Genomic DNA, 15,951 nt, shown 5'->3' with positions numbered 1-15,951 from the left:
ACGGCGTGAGTTTAAATTAGGTGCTCGCTGCAGGCGGCAAAGGAGGGGCGGTAAATGAGTACGTCTGGTTATTTTTCATGGAAAAAGCCCTATTTTAATAAAAATAAGGCTTGTTTTTCGACAGTTTTCTAGTTTTTAAGGCAGGGGTAGAGCGGTAAGGATTGGTTTATAGAACTGGATGTATACCATATCTTCCTTGGCGTTATCGATATGGCATCCCGCGCAGGCTTCTTTTGGTGATTCCGTAGAAACTGCGGAGTAGGGGGGGGCATGGTGGCCAAAATTAAAATAACCCCAGTTCTTGGTTTTGGCAAAACGCTTACTGTCTTTGACGGATACGTCTAAACCACTAGGCCCACCCCCTGGGAAAAAGCCTCTCCCTGATGGCTCAACACTTGATCCATCCTCCAGTGAACCTTTTTGTGTCAGATGCAGCTCTTTTACCATCATTGTGCCTTCAGGCCAGGTACCCGTTTTTCGATATTGCTCGAAGGCTGCGGGTTCGACATAAACGTTGTGAAACTCCGGGAATCCGGCTTTTCCGTTGTTTAATCCGTTTGGTGTTACAGGAGCCCCAATGAATACCCATTGGCGGAAATTCTTAGGCTGTACCAGCTGGCCTTTATCGTTGAAGGTTGGGCCAATTTTTACCTCTGGGTACTCTGCAGATTGTGCTGCCCCGACATATAGTCCAATGCACGTGGTTATAGCTATTGCGGCAGTGCTATTGATTTTCAGGCTTTTCATTGTGTTATCTCCAGTAGGCGGAGTCTAGTCGCTGATCCCAGAAACGGAATGTTTGTTGGTGGTGCGAATAGGAGACTAACGCACGCGTCGATGTGCCTCTTTCAAAAACGTGCGGAGTTTACCGTTGGCTGGTTGCGTTGCTTGACATTGAGGTCTGTCGTTCCGAGAATAATATCTCGATGGCGCATATTCTTATTGCATGTTCGACTGGGACAGACAGAACGATAAGTCGCTGGTCTCTGTCGCCTCATTCATTCGGACGGGCATGTTGGGTGCTAGGTGCGTTATTGCTTTTTTTTTGTTTGGCTGCTCTTGGGGGCATCAGCTTAGAACCCAGCAAGGGCCAAAGGAAAGCCGAATTAAAATTATACAATGCAAGCTTCGGAGGTCTAACCTGTATGAAATATATCTCGATTAATTGCCCTGCCACAGTATTGTCCGGGCTGCTAACGCTTGCTTTTGTTGCGCCTTCGTTTGCTGGGGAAGGGGATCCAAAACGCGGCGAAACGGTTTTTCAACAGTGCTCTATTTGCCATCAAATCGGCCCCATGGCACGTAATGGAATTGGACCAAATTTAACAGGTGTCCTGAATCGAAAAATGGGATCGCTTACCGATTTTTCCTATGAGACGGGCTTACAAAAAGCAGCTCAGGCCGGGATAAGCTGGGATGAAACTAAGGTCTTCAATTGGCTTGCCGATCCTCAAGGCTATATCAGGGGGGTTGTGCATGATGACTCAGTAAATACAAAAATGACGGTTAAAGTTAGTGACGAACAAGCGCGGCGGGATGTCATTTCATACATCGCGACGTTTGGTAGTAAATAGGGCGGTTGAAGGCATGTTGGGGCTTTAATCAGTAAGGGATTTGCGGTTTAGGCAATATTCGAATGAAGTAGGTGGTTTCTTCACTTGCAATGTGGACATACGGCTATGACATTTCGTTGGTTTCATCGAATGGGCTCCCCTAAGTGGTTTTATGAAACGAGCGGTCGCTTCATGCCCTGGCTCGGGGGGCTTGCCGCTCTGTTGATTATGGTGGGTGTGATATGGGGGCTGGCCTTTGCCCCGTCAGATTATCAACAGGGTAATAGCTTTCGGATTATGTATGTTCATGTACCGGCCGCGATGCTTGCGCAGTCCTGTTACGTCATGTTGGCGATATGCGGCGTAGTCAGATTAGTTTGGAGAATGAAAATTGCTGACGTTGCCCTACAGTGCGCTGCACCGATTGGAGCGTGGATGACGGTTGTAGCATTGGTCACCGGTTCCATTTGGGGTAAGCCAACGTGGGGTTCATGGTGGGTGTGGGATGCACGGCTGACATCCATGCTGATTTTGTTGTTTTTGTACTTCGGCTTGATTGCGCTCGGCAATGCGATTACCAACCGCAACAGCGCTGCCCAAGCGTGCGCGGTTCTGGCGGTCGTCGGGGTCATCAATATCCCCATTATCAAATATTCAGTCGAATGGTGGAACACGCTTCATCAAAGTTCGAGCTTCAGTCTCACTGAAAAGCCGACGATGCCACCTGAAATGTGGCTTCCGTTACTGCTTATGGTGCTTGGCTTCTATTGTTTTTTCGGCGCGGTGCTATTGCTTCGCATGCGCTTGGAGCTACTCAAGCGTGAATCTCGAACCCGTTGGGTCCGGAGCATGGTTATGGACAGTCCTCTGGCCCTTGGTGCAATGAGGGCGGCGCGATGAGTTTTTCCTCCTTCAATGACTTCGTTTCAATGGGACAACACGGGCTGTTTGTGTGGACTGCCTACGGTGTCTGCTTTCTGGTGCTTGCGGTTAATACCATGCTGCCGCTCTTTGCGCATCGGCGTTATTTGCAGCAGGAATTTCGTCGATTACGACGGGAGGAAAAAAATGAGTCAGCTCCATAAAATGCGATTACTTTTCCTCCTTGGCATGCTTGCTGGGATTGGCACGGCTTCTACATTAGTACTGAGTGCCCTGCAGGAAAACATCAACCTCTTTTACACGCCCACGCAAATTGCAGGCGGTGAAGCTCCCCCCAACACTCGACTTCGTGCCGGGGGAATGGTGGAAGCGGGGTCGCTGCGTCGCTCGGCCGACACGCTCGATGTGTCGTTCGCGGTTACCGATTTCAATAAATCGGTAACCATCACCTATCGGGGCATTCTTCCCGATTTATTTCGCGAAGGTCAGGGCATCGTCGCGCTGGGTAAGCTTAACGCTGACGGTGTGGTTGTGGCCGATGAAGTGTTGGCAAAGCATGACGAAAGGTACATGCCGCCCGAAGTCTCCAAGGCCTTAAAAGACAGTGGCAAGTCTGTGCAGAGTGCCTCTGGCATGCCTGCGAAAAAGGGGTAATTCATGGTTCCCGAACTTGGCCATCTTGCGATGATTCTCGCCCTGTGTTTTGCCAGCGCACAAGCGGTGGTGCCGCTGCTAGGTGCCTGGCGTTGTGATCGACAATGGATGGGATTAGCACAACCCGCGGCATGGGGCCAATTCACCTTCCTGCTATTTGCTTTTGGCTGTTTAGCCTTTTCATTCATGGTCGATGATTTTTCGGTGGCCTATGTCGACGAGAACTCCAACAGCGCCTTGCCCTGGTATTACAAATTCAGTGCAGTGTGGGGCGCCCATGAGGGGTCGCTGTTGCTCTGGACATTGATCCTGGGAGCATGGACGTTTGCGGTCTCTGTGTTCTCCCGCCAGTTACCGCAAGTCATGCTGGCCCGTGTGCTTGCTGTCATGGGCATGATCAGTGTCGGGTTTCTGTTGTTTCTGGTCCTCACGTCGAATCCTTTTAGCCGCATCCTGCCGCTGAGTCCACAGGATGGTCGCGACCTCAATCCGCTGCTCCAGGACATTGGCCTGATCGTTCATCCGCCCATGCTGTATATGGGCTATGTTGGCTTCTCAGTAGCTTTTGCTTTCGCCATTGCCGCGCTGCTCGGCGGTCGTCTCGATGCAGCCTGGGCACGTTGGTCAAGGCCGTGGACGATCATCGCGTGGGCTTTCCTTGGTATCGGGATAACGCTTGGGTCGTGGTGGGCCTACTACGAACTCGGTTGGGGTGGCTGGTGGTTTTGGGACCCGGTGGAAAATGCTTCTTTCATGCCGTGGCTTGTCGGAACAGCTCTCATACACTCACTCGCGGCCACTGAAAAGCGCGGTGTATTCAAAAGCTGGACGGTGCTGCTTGCCATCGCTGCCTTTTCCTTAAGTCTTTTAGGCACCTTCCTGGTTCGTTCTGGCGTGCTGACCTCTGTTCATGCATTCGCTTCCGACCCGACCCGGGGTGTCTTCATTTTGATTTTCTTGCTACTGGTCGTGGGCGGTTCGCTGGCCTTATTCGCCTTTCGCGCTCCGGTGGTCAAAAGCCGTGTTGCGTTTGGCCTGTGGTCACGAGAAACGTTGCTGCTAGGCAATAATCTCCTGTTGGTTGTAGCGGCTTCGATGATTCTGCTCGGCACTTTATATCCGTTGGCGCTTGACGCCATGAGCGGTGCGAAGATGTCGGTAGGCCCGCCATACTTCAATGCGCTGTTTGTACCGTTGATGGGGCTGCTCATGGTCTTGATGGCGGCAGGTGTATTGGCACGCTGGAAAGATACGCCCGCCAAATGGCTATTAAATATGCTCGCCCCGGTATTGGTCAGTAGCGCAGTGCTGGCGATCATCGTGGGGTTTGTCATGACGGATTTTCACTGGGCTGTGCTCGCCACGTTCCTGCTAGCGGCCTGGGTGCTGTTAGCGGCTATACGTGATCTGCTGGATAAAACCCGACACCAGGGTGTGTTCAAAGGAATGCGTGCGCTGACCCGAAGTTATTGGGGAATGCAACTGGCCCATATAGGGATTGTGGTGGCTGCGCTGGGGGTCATGCTGTCGAGTCATAACAGCGTCGAACGTGACCTTCGTTTGGCGCCCGGTGAATCTGTTGAGCTGGGCGGCTACATATTTATCTTCGACGGTGCCAGGCACGTTCAGGGCCCCAACTTCACATCTGACGTAGGCACTGTTCGTGTGCTGGAAGATGGAAGGGAGGTCTCCCTGTTGCACCCGGAAAAGCGGTTGTACACCGTCCAACGTTCGACGATGACTGAGGCTGGTATTGATGCCGGCTTCACCCGCGATCTCTACGTCGCCTTGGGTGAGCCATTGGACAATGGTGCCTGGGCGGTACGAGTTCACGTAAAACCGTTCGTGCGGTGGATCTGGTTCGGTGGCTTGATCACTGCCGTGGGGGGATTACTGGCGACGCTGGATAAGCGTTATCGGATTAAGGTCAGGAGCAGAGTCAGTAAAACGTTGGGTCTCTCGGAAGCCTCCGTATGAGGCGTTGGCTGTTACTACTGCCGTTACTGCTTTTTCTGGGCATGGCAACGTTTCTTGGCAAAGGCCTGTATCTCGACCCTTCGGCATTGCCCTCAGCATTGATCGACAAGCCGTTCCCCGATTTCTCCCTGCAGTCGGTGCTAGGCAACAGATCTCTGACCCGCGCTGATTTGCTGGGAAAACCGGCGCTGGTGAACGTTTGGGGTACTTGGTGCGTAGCTTGTCGGGCTGAACACCCGGTGTTGAACAAACTGGCCGGGCGGGGGGTGGTGATCTATGGCGTCAACTACAAGGACGATAATGCCGCTGCTCTGAACTGGCTCAAGAATCTTCACGACCCTTATCAACTGAACATTCGCGATGAAACCGGCAGCCTGGGAATGAACCTGGGCGTGTACGGCGCACCCGAAACCTTCCTGATCGACGATAAGGGCATCATTCGCTACAGACACGTCGGCATTGTGGATGAGACGGTATGGAATGAAAAGCTCGCCGTTCGGTATCAACGGTTGGTGGAGGAAGGCGCGCGATGATTCGGTTTCTATGGGGTGTTCTCCTGGCGCTGTGCTGGGCGAGTACCGTCCAAGCGGCCATTGATGCTTACACGTTCAAAGATGAGGCCGAGCGCTCTCGATACACCGAGTTGACCCGTGAACTGCGCTGTCCGAAATGTCAGAACCAGGATATCGCCGACTCCAATGCCCCCATCGCCGCTGACCTGCGCAAAGAGATCTTTCGCATGCTCGACGAAGGTCAGAGCAACCAACAAATCATCAATTTTATGGTTGATCGCTATGGCGAATTCGTACGCTACAAACCTGAGCTGAACGGTCACACCTGGTTGCTCTGGTTCGGGCCTGGCGGTTTGTTGCTGATTGGGGCGGTGGTGATCTATCTGGTCGTTGAGCGGCATCGTGAATCACATGGTGATGATGTTGAGGTGTTCTCTGAACGAGAGCGGCGGCGACTGTTCCTCCTATTGGATAAAAATACTCATGATTGATTTCTGGCTCGTGGTCGGCCTGCTGTTACTGGTAGCGCTCAGTTTCGTGCTGATCCCGGTGGTGTTTGTACGTCGATACCAAAGTGAAGAAGATCGGACCGCTTTCAACGTGGCGCTCTATCAGGAGCGCCTGGCGGAATTGCAACTTCAGCAGGAGGCTGGCGTGATGCCTTCCGCACTGAAAAATAGCGCCCGCTCGGAGGCAGCGCGCGAATTACTGGCGGACACCGAAGGGACGGACCTTGAGCGTTTTTCTACTATGGGCAAGCCGCTGCCGCTATTAGTGGCTTTTTTGATACCGGCGCTGGGACTCGCGTTGTACCTGCACTTGGGTGCCAGCGACAAAGTAGAGCTGGCTCGTGAGTTTGCCCAGCCTCCCGGTTCACTGGCGCAAATGAACGAGCGGTTGAAACGCGCGGTTATTGCCCAGCCTGAGTCGGCTGAAAGCGCTTATTACCTGGCCCAAAACTACATGGCTCAGGGGAGGCCAGGCGATGCAGCTGAAATGTTCGAGCGAACAGTGTCGCTCGCCGGCCGCCGACCAGAGTTGTTAGGCGAGTGGGCCAATGCGCTTTATTTTTCTAACAACAAAAAGTGGTCACCGACAATCAAGGCGCTGACAGATGAGGCTTTAGAGGGAAATCCGGGGGAAATCGTGAGTTTGAGCCTCTCAGGTACGGCTGCCTTTGAACAACAGCGTTACCAGGACGCGTTAGGGTATTGGAATCAAGCATTAGCACGGATGCGTTCCGATCATCCATCTCGCGCCGCCTTAGAACGGGCTATTGGAAGGGCAAGAGAGGGTCTGTCAAAGGATATGAAGAACAGCGATTTGACGAGCGACCGGGTTGATGGGCTGCCGCCAACATTGCTCCAGGTGCGGGTGGAAATTTCCCCGGAAATTGTCGAAAAGGTCGCTTCGGATGACAGCGTGTTCGTGTTCGTACAGGCGCTTTCGGGCTCCAAAGTACCTCTTGCTGCCAAACGACTGAAGGTCTCAAACCTGCCCACTGAGGTGGAATTTTCAGACGCTGATGCAATGACCGCCAGCAACACCTTATCGCAAGTCTCTGCGATTCAGGTGACTGCCAGGGTTTCCAAGGCGGGGAAGTCAGCGTCCGGGGAGTGGTTGGGACGCAACTCAACGACGATAAACTCAAGGAACCCAAGCCTTAAAATCACGATCGACCGACCGGATATCTGATCGCCAGAGAATGCGTATTGACAGGGGACTCTATAGTCAATGAGTTAGAATGAACAGTATTCAGATATTTGGTTCTACCTAACGCCAACATCAGTTGTTTTTTTAATGTCTGGCGTGGGATCAAGAACGTCATTAGGTCATTTTTCAAATCTGACCTCTGACCATTGCTTTATCTTGATCCCGCACCTATCCCATTGAGTTACTTGTTTCCCCCCCCGCCCATGCTGGCGTTTTCGAACCTGCTTAACGCTTGTTGAGTGAACCCAATGCATTTATCAATGTCGCCGGCCTCCTGCGCCTCCACTGCTTCTTTCCTAGTTTGCGTGAGATAGCTCGTAGTGTCTGCGCCGAAACGTTGGGTGGCTGTGAGCAGTACTTCATCAAGTTTTTGTAGGTTTATGTCGCACAAAGTCTCAGCAGCTTGGGATTGAATTGAAAAAATAGAAACGGCAATCGATGCTACCAACATGGATTTATATTTCATGATTTACTCCGGTGACGGCTGTGGGTGTAGGTAGGTTTGCTACAACATTGGTAAAATTCGTTTTCTGGATAGCCCCTATTGGGTGTGGCTTGGCCGAGCGTTAAAGCGAATAGGTGGTCGCTAGGTTTTAGGTAAAAATACGCTTCCAAGATGCAAGTTATAGGATTGCTGCTAATGGGGGCGGGCTAAGCCGGCGAGTGTGCCCTTCCAAGTGCCAGATGATTAATATAATCCTGATTTTCTTATGCAAGGTTTTTGCGCGCTCATGTGTGGTTTTATAATTTGTCTGCGCCGTCATTTATTGTAAGTTTATATCGGCGCTTATCCAGGATTTCTTAGGTTTTAGAAATCAACAGCGACGACTCCTTGAGCTCTTGAATTTGCCGGGAATCCGTCCTTTAAGAGGTCGACTGAGGATGCGGTCTTGAGGAGTCCGTCTTTTTTAACGGAAAAACTGTGTATTATGTTGCCCGTGTCAATGGTGTTCTCCTCGGTCTGATTGATTCTTTGATTGATGACATAAAGGAAGTCCTCATCAGGTGAAAGCGCTACCTCAAATGAAGTGCTTCCTGGCTGCATAAGGTTTCGATTGTTGATAAAAGACTCGCCAGGCATTGGAACATCGACGACTTGTATTTCCATAGGTGACAAAGCGTTGTCGCCTGAAATGTCATAAACGGATATTGTGCTCGCTGTCTGCCGGGTGCCCTGGCGCGGCAAATTGTTCACCGTATAAAGTCGGGTCGCTTGTTTGTTAACCAATATCCAACAGATATCTTGACCGCTATTGTTTACCGCATTGACAAATTTCAGAGTGCCCGATTCGTCGTACGAGAATACCCCCAGCTGATTTCTCGTCACGAACCCAGCGTACAATATATTCTGTGAAGGATGACTCCAAATCCCCAAGGGCATTGATGGTACGCCAGGAGAGCCGATGTAAAGATAGTTTTCAATTGTCTCAGGCAGTGTCGTTTCGTTGATTAGAGTCATCTTCCCCTTATCATCGACCTTGATTGTTTTGAGTTGCCCTTGAACACTGGTTTTCGGGCCAGCTAAAAATGACCGGTTGCCATCCCCGTCAAAGTCAGCGTCTACCTGGAACTCATCGGCGAAAAATAGATTCTTCACCGTGTGAGAGGCATGGATTTGTGCGGGTTTTTGAAAGCCAGGTACTTTTAACGTATCTGCGTACACCAGGGCTCCGTTAGGCTGGATTTCAAACGAAGTGTAACTGGCACCTTCGGGATCAGACAGGCTCGCCTTTTGATGGTAATCTTCGTTCCGATTGGCGGCGATCAAGATATTACCTGAAATATTAATACTGACCGGCGCGATACCTTTAGCTGGAAACGGTGAGCCGGGAATTTCTGTAAGAGTTCCTTCTTTTCCGAGACTGAATCCAGAGATGTTATTGCTATTAGTGTTTACCGCATAAAGTCTTTTTTTATCACCGGTGATGATGATTTGCGAATCGTTGTCCTGTGGGCCGAGTTTTCCATGGGTATCATTATTAATGCCTGTGCCGTTGGTTTTGTAGAATCTCATGAACTGAAGGGAACCATCCTTCAAACGTCGATATTGAGCGACCGCGTTTTGGTTTTCGGCAATGTTATTGGTTAATGTGTAGAGGAATTTTTTCTCGCCCTCTGCGAAGGCAGCGCAGCTCAAACAGATCACCACGGCAGATAGCGTGATTTTAGGTATTACACTCATGGAAGCGTCCTCGGATATAATTTAATTGATAGAAATAGACCGTGCTTAAATGACGGATCGCCACGTTAGTCCAGCCAGAATGCTTACAACTGACACGCTAGCATTGGCGTGGGCGCTTTGCTTTCAAAAAGATGCGGGTTTTGTAAAGGGCGATGGACGGAGAAGTCGCGTTATGAACGTGCTATGACCGCGTTTGGGGAAGCGATCGAGGGATCAGGTTATGAGTAGTTGTTCGCATGTTCATCATGAACGTTGAGCTTATGCTTTTGGGTGATTGTGTCTGTTCTGATCGTTTGAGTATTGGCAAAATACTCAATGCTTGAAGCAAGCCACATTGAATACGTCAGCAGTTCAATGCCTTCTTCCACAGTCGTCTTTGCAAGGCGGACGTAGCCATCGTCCAGAACCAGATGCCAAAAATTGCCCATACCAAAGACACGTGAAAATACAAGCACGCTCAGCCCCGTGGTCATGGTTCCGAACGTACGTGTACGAGCGAACGAGGCAAATGCAACCAAGGTTTCCTGACGGTTTTTTTCATTGAATGCAAAGGTTATCGAAAGCACGCCGATGACCGTTAAAGGCCAGCACCAGGCGCTATGACTTATGGGGTCCAGGATACCGTCCAGTTCCCGCATTAGCAGACAGGCAAAGAAACCACCAATCAGAACGTTAAAACCACTGTTTCCTGATACGTTGACGCCCGCAAAAAACAGTGCTGCACACAGAAATAGCATCACTTCTTGAGTGATTTCTACGAAGGATATCTCTAGTATTTTAGTTTCGAATACAGCGATGTCCAACCAGATCACACTCAAGGCTACCCCGGTTAAAGTAAGTTTAAGAAGTGCCTCTGTACACGAAGCTTTTAGTATTCGAGTATTGGAATTCATTAGATACCCCAGTTCCTAGCCATCAGGCGAGACAATAAATACGCGACTTAAACAGCGTTATTTCGCAAAATCTTCATATTGTGACAATTAACCTTAGCGCTGTTCGTCTGGAGGGTTCTTTCAAAAAATTGCTATACGTAGAGAGCGAGTGTGGCGGGACAGTCTGTGAAGGTCGATCTCTATGCCGATGTGCGGCCAAAGAGAGTTTAGAACTTATAGCCCAGACCGACCATGTATACCCAGGGGTCGATATCCACATTGAGCTTCAAGGCTCCAACACCCGCTAAATCAGCGTGAGCATTGGTGTCAATGTCGATATAACGCAGCTGACCGTTGACCATCCAATGGTCATTGATCATGTAGTCGGCACCGATTTGTGCAGCCATGCCCCACGAATCATTCAGATCAAGGTTGCTGTAGCCTTTGGCTTCAGCGCTGCTTGAGGTGTCGGCGTCATAGAAGGCGGTGTAGTTGATACCAATACCTGCGTATGGCTGGAATGCGTAGTTCTTGTCTAGCGGGTAGTAGATCAAGCTCAGAGTCGGTGGCAAATGTTTGACTTCGCCGAGGTCGCCATTGAGTCCAGCCAAACCGTCTTGCAGGCCATGTACTCCCACATCGTGGCTGAATGTGGCGGCCAGCAACTCGATGCCAAAATGATCGGTAATCATGTACGCAAAGTTGAGGCCTAGCCGGGTGTCGCTTTCAACTGTCGCGCTGCCGCCCAAGTCGCCGAGCGAGCTCTTCACGCCCGAGCTGTCTTCGTTCGGATCTACTGTGATTGCACCGGCGCGGACGATGATGTCGCCAGCTTCATATGCGTGCGCACAATTAGAGGCGATCACGAGGGTTAACAATGGAGCTATGAGCGTATATTTATTCATGGCTAACTCCTGTTGAATGTCTGGGTTTTTCGATGAGGGTTATAAGTTTTCCACTGGACGGGCAGTGAGCCAGCGCAATAAATTGCTGATCGTTTTTTTTGATTGTTCACGCATTGTCTTTGCAATTAGATTGAAAAATCTCAAGCGGTGCGTAGGGATTTCCTCTTTGTTTTTTTTCTCGCTACCCGCGAAGGCAATGCAAGTAAATACATGTTTTTATTTGTGAGGCTGAGACTGTCCTGGTAAATAACAATTGCTGGTGAAGTCCAGCGAAGATGCTTGCACGAAGACCCTAGCACCGACCCTGGTAGTTGGCTTTCAAAATTATGCGTATTTATAAGAGTGACGGACGAAGAAGCGATGCTGTGAAAGCCGTAGGCGGCTTAGTGCGGAGGCTGCCTTCGGTGCGGTTGCCTGCCCGTGCACAAAGCCTGCTCGTATCCTTCCGAACCTGATGGTGAAAGGTTGCAGGATCAGTGCAGTAAGGCGCTCAATCGCACCCGGATCGTCGTCTCGCCTGTCTTTGTGAAGACGGTGGAGGGCCGGGAAGCCCCATCCGCTTCAGTCGCAGAGAACACCCAAATAGATCCAGATGGGCTGGCTATGGGGGCTTGGCTGAGGTGGGGCTCTTGTTATTTCAATATTGTGGCGACCGATACAAAACATATGATAGGGTCGACGACAAACCCCCAGAGACACCTCGTCCATGGCTCGCCCTCGCGCATTTGATGAATCAAAGGTTCTTGCCGCTGCAGTCGAAGCATTCTGGGCGCGGGGATATGAAGGAACCTCGACCAGAGATCTCGTCAAGTGCACCGGCCTAAACCAGCCAAGCCTTTACAACGCATTTGGCGACAAACGCAGTCTCTATCGCCGGTCCCTTGAGCACTATTTGGAGTGCAGCGTTCGTGATCGCATCCGCCGCCTTGAGGTTTTGCCGAACGCAGGAATGGCCATTACAGATTTTTTTGCTGAGGTGTTGAATCGCACGCTGACCGATCCACTTCATCGTGGATGTTTGTTGGTGAACTCTGCCCTTGAAGCGACGGCAGAAGATCCCGATTTGCGTCAGGCCATAGCAACTGAACTCGAGACAATTCGCAGTTTTTTCCGAGACCGTTTGCATGCCTTCAGTAAACAGCCAGAAGGCGCTGCGGGCATCGACGCCTGCCAGGGCGCGCATCATCTGCTCAGTGTACTGCTTGGCGTTCGAGTGCTGGCGCGGGTTAACCCGGACCCGGCATGCGTAACTGAAGCTATCGAAATTGCACTCAACAGCCTGGGGTTACCGCCCTTGGTTCATTCCGACGTTCACTGAAGGCCACCGCGAGGAGTCAACATGATCAAGTTCTACTATCACCCGTCCCCCAATCCCGCAAAGATTGCCCTATTTCTGGAGGAGACCGGCCTTTCGTATGAACTCATACCGGTTGATACGCGCAAGGGAGAACAACACGATCCGGCGTTTCTCAAAATCAACCCTAACGCCAAGACACCTGCTTTGGTTGATAATGACACCATCGTGTTCGACAGCAACGCCATACTGCTTTACCTGGCCGAAAAGACCGGAAAATTCCTGCCGGTCGACAACCTCAACTCTCGCGGCGAAATGTATTCCTGGCTCATGTTTGTAGCGACAGGTATCGGTCCGTACTCTGGTCAGGCGGTGCATTTCAAACATTACGCTCCTGAACCGAAAGATTACGCGGTTACTCGCTACACGTTCGAAGCCTGGCGTCATTGGTCAATTATCAACGACCGCCTGGCGAATCTGCCGTATATGCTCGGAAATGAGTACACCTTGGTGGACATGGCCGTCTGGGGCTGGGCGCGCGCGGTACCGTTCATTCTCGGCAATGACGCTTGGGAAAAATTGCCGAACGTCAAACGACTTCTCGATGAGATCAACTCTCGACCGGCCGCACAGCGTGCTGAAGCGCTGAAGACCCAGCACAGTTATAAGACTGAAATGGATTCTGAAGCCCGCAAAGTTATGTTCCCTCAGATCGCTCAGTAAGGGTGTCAGATTATGATCGACTTACACTACTGGACCACGCCGAACGGGCACAAAATCACAATGTTCCTTGAGGAGTCGGGCCTGCCTTATCGCATCGTACCGGTGAACATAGGGAAAAAGGATCAGTTCGCGCCTTCGTTTCTTAAAATCGCTCCCAACAACCGTATTCCGGCCATTGTCGATCATGAGCCATTAGATAACGGACAGCCATTATCGGTCTTCGAGTCGGGCGCGATTTTGCTGTACTTGGCAGATAAAACTCATCAGTTCATTCCAAATGACCTACGTGGTCGCAATGAAACTCTGCAGTGGCTGTTCTGGCAGATGGGGGGACTCGGGCCGATGGCGGGGCAGAACCATCACTTCGTTCAATACGCACCTGAGCCAATCTTGTACGCCCAAGAGCGCTACATCAAGGAAACCGCTCGGTTGTATGGCGTGTTGAACAAACACTTGGCTGACGGTCGTGACTATATTGCGGGCGCCTACAGCATTGCCGACATGGCCAGCTACCCTTGGATTGTGCCTCACCAACGGCAGCGACAAAACCTCGGAGACTTCCCTCACCTGGCTCAATGGTTTGAGCGAGTAGGGGCTCGTCCTGCGACGAAGCGTGCTTACGCATTGGCGGATCAGATCAACACCGCGCCGGTGGTCGACGAGGAAACGCGCAAGCACCTGTTCAACCAGGATGCGAGCACGGTTCGATAAACAACGTAGAAACAGGTTCTCTTTGTCAGGGCTCACAGGAACAACGGATGTGAAGGACCGCGGGACGCAAGAAACGGCGAAAAAGCACGGAGATCTGAGTCGATTATGAAAATCACTGTCGTAGGTGCTGGAGCCATTGGAGGTTTTCTGGCGTGCAAATTGTTCGCGGCCGGCCATGACATCAGCGTCATAGCTCGTGGCGCGACACTCCATGTTATTCGCGAGCAGGGATTGCGACTGCACACGGGTAACGATCTAGTGATCGCGCCACTCAGGGCTACATCGGAGCCAAAGGAGCTTGGCATTCAGGATGTGGTGATTTTTGCCGTAAAGGCACCGGCGCTACCGGCTGCCGTTGACGCTGCAAAGGCGTTAATCGGTCAACAGACCCTCGTCATACCGGCGCTCAATGGACTTCCCTGGTGGTATTTCCTGAAGTCCAATTCGGCGCTGTCAGGTACCCGCTTGAAGGCCGTGGACCCTGACGGCATGATCGAAAGAAGTGTCCCTACCGACGCCATCATCGGTTGTGTTGTGTTCCCTTCTTGTAGGGTTGAGAGCCCTGGTGTGGTCAGGCATATGTCTGGGAGCAAGATCGTTTTCGGAGAGCCTGGTGGTGGCTCCAGCAGCCGCATTTCAGAAGTGGCAGACGTTTTTCTAAGGGCCGGTTTTGATGCTCATGCCCACGAAAACATACGTGAAGAAATCTGGCTTAAGCTGCTGGGGAATGCATGTTTCAACCCTGTCAGCCTGCTGGTTAGCTGCGCCACCGATGAGATGATCGATGACCCTAACCTCAATACTTTGTTCGTCGAGATGATGAGTGAACTCCTCGAGTTGGGGAACCGGTTGGGCATCTCACCTAAGATTGATCCTCTGCAACGGATTGCGATCACACGCAAACTCGGCAAGGTGAAAACATCGATGCTGCAAGACGTTGAAGGGCACAAACACGTCGAAATCGAGGCTATTTTGGGAGCGCTGATATCGGTGGCTGATCTGGCAGGGGCGCCGATGGCTCGGACGCGTACCGTGTATGCCTTGGCTCGTATGAGGGCAAAAACGCTTGGCCTGTTACCAGAATGATTAGACCGATTGGTTCACATTCAATCGCATCAGCGTCACTACTGAGGAACTCCGAATGGCCCCAACAATTGTCTTCGATGTTTACGGAACGCTGATCAATACAAGATCCGTAGAGAGAGCCTTGGGATCGCTGGTCGGCCCAAAATCCCGGGTCGTCTCGGAACTCTGGAGGCAGAAGCAGTTGGAATACAGCTTCCGTCGAGGATTGATGCGCGAATATCGTGACTTCTCTGTTTGTACGCGTGATGCTCTTCTGTTTGCTTGTGAGAGCAATGGTGTGCAGCTAAGCACTTTAGAGCAGGAGCAGGCGATGCATGCCTATACAGAGCTGGAGGCTTTCGATGATGTGAAAGGCGGACTGGCCGATTTGCTGAGCTCAAAGCTGCGGCTGTTTGCTTTCTCCAACGGCAGTCGTACTGACATTGACGCCCTCTTGCGGCATGCAATGCTACGAGAGAGCTTTATTGATGTATTGAGTGTTGAGGAGGTGCGTTCCTTCAAGCCGGACCCGCTCGTATATGAATACCTTGTTAACCAATGTGAGGTGCCAGCAGGAGACATTTGGTTGGTCTCCAGCAATCCTTTCGACGTGATTGGGGCCGCTAATTACGGTTTACGTACCGTTTGGCTGCGTCGCGACCCAACAACGATTTTTGATCCTTGGGGCGTGGAGCCTGACCTGGTTGTACTAGGGCTGGATTATATCGCTAGCAAAATACAAGCAGCCGTGTGTAACGCGGGCGAGCGTTGAGTCTCAATTTCAGGCAATCGTTCTGAATTCAGAGGTGACCAGGCAAATGAATAGGTATCTGTCGATAACGCTAGCTTAATGCACGCCCGGTGATATGACATTGGCACAGCATCCCTTCGCAGGATGATGTTAATTT

18 protein-coding genes are annotated in these 15,951 nt (G+C 51.3%); 13 read left to right on the top strand and 5 right to left on the bottom strand.

Annotation, left to right across the window (positions count from 1 at the left end):
- Positions 1 to 135: 135 nt before the first annotated feature.
- A complete protein-coding gene (locus tag MA884_RS14690) occupies positions 136 to 747 on the bottom strand; it encodes a cytochrome P460 family protein (protein ID WP_256231201.1) in 612 nt (203 codons plus the stop codon).
- A 398-nt stretch (positions 748 to 1,145) separates the two neighbouring features.
- Between MA884_RS14690 and MA884_RS14685 the strand changes: the two genes are divergently transcribed.
- The 8 genes from MA884_RS14685 (at position 1,146) to ccmI (ending at position 7,273) form a co-directional block, all read left to right on the top strand.
- Entirely contained in the window at positions 1,146 to 1,574 is a 429-nt protein-coding gene (locus MA884_RS14685; protein ID WP_256231200.1) for a cytochrome c family protein, read from the top strand.
- Positions 1,575 to 1,679: 105 nt separating this feature from the next.
- On the top strand, positions 1,680 to 2,453 hold the full coding sequence (locus MA884_RS14680; RefSeq protein ID WP_256231199.1) for a heme ABC transporter permease: 774 nt from the start codon (positions 1,680 to 1,682) through the stop codon (positions 2,451 to 2,453).
- Positions 2,450 to 2,638: a heme exporter protein CcmD gene (ccmD, locus tag MA884_RS14675; protein ID WP_256231198.1), complete on the top strand. Its 189-nt coding sequence runs from the start codon at positions 2,450 to 2,452 to the stop codon at positions 2,636 to 2,638. Before MA884_RS14680 ends, ccmD begins: the two co-directional genes overlap by 4 nt.
- The gene (gene ccmE / locus MA884_RS14670) at positions 2,622 to 3,089 is read left to right on the top strand and encodes a cytochrome c maturation protein CcmE (RefSeq protein WP_256231197.1); all 468 of its coding nucleotides are present in this window, start codon (positions 2,622 to 2,624) and stop codon (positions 3,087 to 3,089) included. The genes ccmD and ccmE overlap by 17 nt, the downstream gene beginning before the upstream one ends.
- A 3-nt stretch (positions 3,090 to 3,092) precedes the next feature.
- Positions 3,093 to 5,066, top strand: a complete 1,974-nt coding sequence (locus tag MA884_RS14665; RefSeq protein WP_256231196.1) for a heme lyase CcmF/NrfE family subunit — start codon at positions 3,093 to 3,095, stop codon at positions 5,064 to 5,066.
- Positions 5,063 to 5,599: a DsbE family thiol:disulfide interchange protein gene (locus MA884_RS14660; RefSeq protein ID WP_256231195.1), complete on the top strand. Its 537-nt coding sequence runs from the start codon at positions 5,063 to 5,065 to the stop codon at positions 5,597 to 5,599. Before MA884_RS14665 ends, MA884_RS14660 begins: the two co-directional genes overlap by 4 nt.
- Entirely contained in the window at positions 5,596 to 6,069 is a 474-nt protein-coding gene (locus tag MA884_RS14655; protein ID WP_256231194.1) for a cytochrome c-type biogenesis protein, read from the top strand. The genes MA884_RS14660 and MA884_RS14655 overlap by 4 nt, the downstream gene beginning before the upstream one ends.
- The gene (gene ccmI, locus MA884_RS14650; protein ID WP_256231193.1) at positions 6,062 to 7,273 is read left to right on the top strand and encodes a c-type cytochrome biogenesis protein CcmI; all 1,212 of its coding nucleotides are present in this window, start codon (positions 6,062 to 6,064) and stop codon (positions 7,271 to 7,273) included. Before MA884_RS14655 ends, ccmI begins: the two co-directional genes overlap by 8 nt.
- 199 nt (positions 7,274 to 7,472) lie before the next feature.
- On the opposite strand, the gene MA884_RS14645 is transcribed toward ccmI, so the two are convergent.
- From MA884_RS14645 to MA884_RS14630, 4 genes are all read right to left on the bottom strand, one after another.
- Positions 7,473 to 7,757, bottom strand: a complete 285-nt coding sequence (locus MA884_RS14645; protein ID WP_256231192.1) for a hypothetical protein — start codon at positions 7,755 to 7,757, stop codon at positions 7,473 to 7,475.
- 342 nt (positions 7,758 to 8,099) lie between these two features.
- Positions 8,100 to 9,473, bottom strand: a complete 1,374-nt coding sequence (locus MA884_RS14640) for a lactonase family protein (protein WP_256231191.1) — start codon at positions 9,471 to 9,473, stop codon at positions 8,100 to 8,102.
- Positions 9,474 to 9,691: 218 nt separating this feature from the next.
- On the bottom strand, positions 9,692 to 10,366 hold the full coding sequence (locus tag MA884_RS14635; RefSeq protein ID WP_256231190.1) for a hypothetical protein: 675 nt from the start codon (positions 10,364 to 10,366) through the stop codon (positions 9,692 to 9,694).
- A 206-nt stretch (positions 10,367 to 10,572) separates the two neighbouring features.
- A complete protein-coding gene (locus tag MA884_RS14630) occupies positions 10,573 to 11,250 on the bottom strand; it encodes an OmpW family protein (protein ID WP_256231189.1) in 678 nt (225 codons plus the stop codon).
- A 706-nt stretch (positions 11,251 to 11,956) separates the two neighbouring features.
- Between MA884_RS14630 and MA884_RS14625 the strand changes: the two genes are divergently transcribed.
- From MA884_RS14625 to MA884_RS14605, 5 genes are all read left to right on the top strand, one after another.
- On the top strand, positions 11,957 to 12,568 hold the full coding sequence (locus MA884_RS14625) for a TetR/AcrR family transcriptional regulator (RefSeq protein WP_256231188.1): 612 nt from the start codon (positions 11,957 to 11,959) through the stop codon (positions 12,566 to 12,568).
- A gap of 21 nt (positions 12,569 to 12,589) precedes the next feature.
- The gene (locus tag MA884_RS14620) at positions 12,590 to 13,267 is read left to right on the top strand and encodes a glutathione S-transferase family protein (RefSeq protein WP_256231187.1); all 678 of its coding nucleotides are present in this window, start codon (positions 12,590 to 12,592) and stop codon (positions 13,265 to 13,267) included.
- A gap of 12 nt (positions 13,268 to 13,279) precedes the next feature.
- Positions 13,280 to 13,978: a glutathione S-transferase N-terminal domain-containing protein gene (locus MA884_RS14615; protein WP_256231186.1), complete on the top strand. Its 699-nt coding sequence runs from the start codon at positions 13,280 to 13,282 to the stop codon at positions 13,976 to 13,978.
- 105 nt (positions 13,979 to 14,083) lie between these two features.
- Positions 14,084 to 15,064: a ketopantoate reductase family protein gene (locus MA884_RS14610; protein ID WP_256231185.1), complete on the top strand. Its 981-nt coding sequence runs from the start codon at positions 14,084 to 14,086 to the stop codon at positions 15,062 to 15,064.
- Between the two features lie 55 nt (positions 15,065 to 15,119).
- Entirely contained in the window at positions 15,120 to 15,815 is a 696-nt protein-coding gene (locus MA884_RS14605) for a haloacid dehalogenase type II (protein WP_256231184.1), read from the top strand.
- The last annotated feature ends 136 nt before the right edge of the window (positions 15,816 to 15,951 follow it).

This window comes from Pseudomonas sp. Q11 (genome assembly GCF_024494355.1).
Lineage (GTDB): Bacteria > Pseudomonadota > Gammaproteobacteria > Pseudomonadales > Pseudomonadaceae > Aquipseudomonas > Aquipseudomonas hefeiensis.
The sequence above is the reverse complement of the archived record's forward strand: the minus strand, read 5'-3'. Positions and strand labels throughout refer to the sequence as shown.

Coding starts and splice junctions, on each gene's coding strand:
- MA884_RS14690 (WP_256231201.1), bottom strand. CDS start 747: ATGAAAAGCCTGAAAATCAATAGCACTGCCGCAATAGCTATAACCACG.
- MA884_RS14685 (WP_256231200.1), top strand. CDS start 1,146: ATGAAATATATCTCGATTAATTGCCCTGCCACAGTATTGTCCGGGCTG.
- MA884_RS14680 (WP_256231199.1), top strand. CDS start 1,680: ATGACATTTCGTTGGTTTCATCGAATGGGCTCCCCTAAGTGGTTTTAT.
- ccmD (WP_256231198.1), top strand. CDS start 2,450: ATGAGTTTTTCCTCCTTCAATGACTTCGTTTCAATGGGACAACACGGG.
- ccmE (WP_256231197.1), top strand. CDS start 2,622: ATGAGTCAGCTCCATAAAATGCGATTACTTTTCCTCCTTGGCATGCTT.
- MA884_RS14665 (WP_256231196.1), top strand. CDS start 3,093: ATGGTTCCCGAACTTGGCCATCTTGCGATGATTCTCGCCCTGTGTTTT.
- MA884_RS14660 (WP_256231195.1), top strand. CDS start 5,063: ATGAGGCGTTGGCTGTTACTACTGCCGTTACTGCTTTTTCTGGGCATG.
- MA884_RS14655 (WP_256231194.1), top strand. CDS start 5,596: ATGATTCGGTTTCTATGGGGTGTTCTCCTGGCGCTGTGCTGGGCGAGT.
- ccmI (WP_256231193.1), top strand. CDS start 6,062: ATGATTGATTTCTGGCTCGTGGTCGGCCTGCTGTTACTGGTAGCGCTC.
- MA884_RS14645 (WP_256231192.1), bottom strand. CDS start 7,757: ATGAAATATAAATCCATGTTGGTAGCATCGATTGCCGTTTCTATTTTT.
- MA884_RS14640 (WP_256231191.1), bottom strand. CDS start 9,473: ATGAGTGTAATACCTAAAATCACGCTATCTGCCGTGGTGATCTGTTTG.
- MA884_RS14635 (WP_256231190.1), bottom strand. CDS start 10,366: ATGAATTCCAATACTCGAATACTAAAAGCTTCGTGTACAGAGGCACTT.
- MA884_RS14630 (WP_256231189.1), bottom strand. CDS start 11,250: ATGAATAAATATACGCTCATAGCTCCATTGTTAACCCTCGTGATCGCC.
- MA884_RS14625 (WP_256231188.1), top strand. CDS start 11,957: ATGGCTCGCCCTCGCGCATTTGATGAATCAAAGGTTCTTGCCGCTGCA.
- MA884_RS14620 (WP_256231187.1), top strand. CDS start 12,590: ATGATCAAGTTCTACTATCACCCGTCCCCCAATCCCGCAAAGATTGCC.
- MA884_RS14615 (WP_256231186.1), top strand. CDS start 13,280: ATGATCGACTTACACTACTGGACCACGCCGAACGGGCACAAAATCACA.
- MA884_RS14610 (WP_256231185.1), top strand. CDS start 14,084: ATGAAAATCACTGTCGTAGGTGCTGGAGCCATTGGAGGTTTTCTGGCG.
- MA884_RS14605 (WP_256231184.1), top strand. CDS start 15,120: ATGGCCCCAACAATTGTCTTCGATGTTTACGGAACGCTGATCAATACA.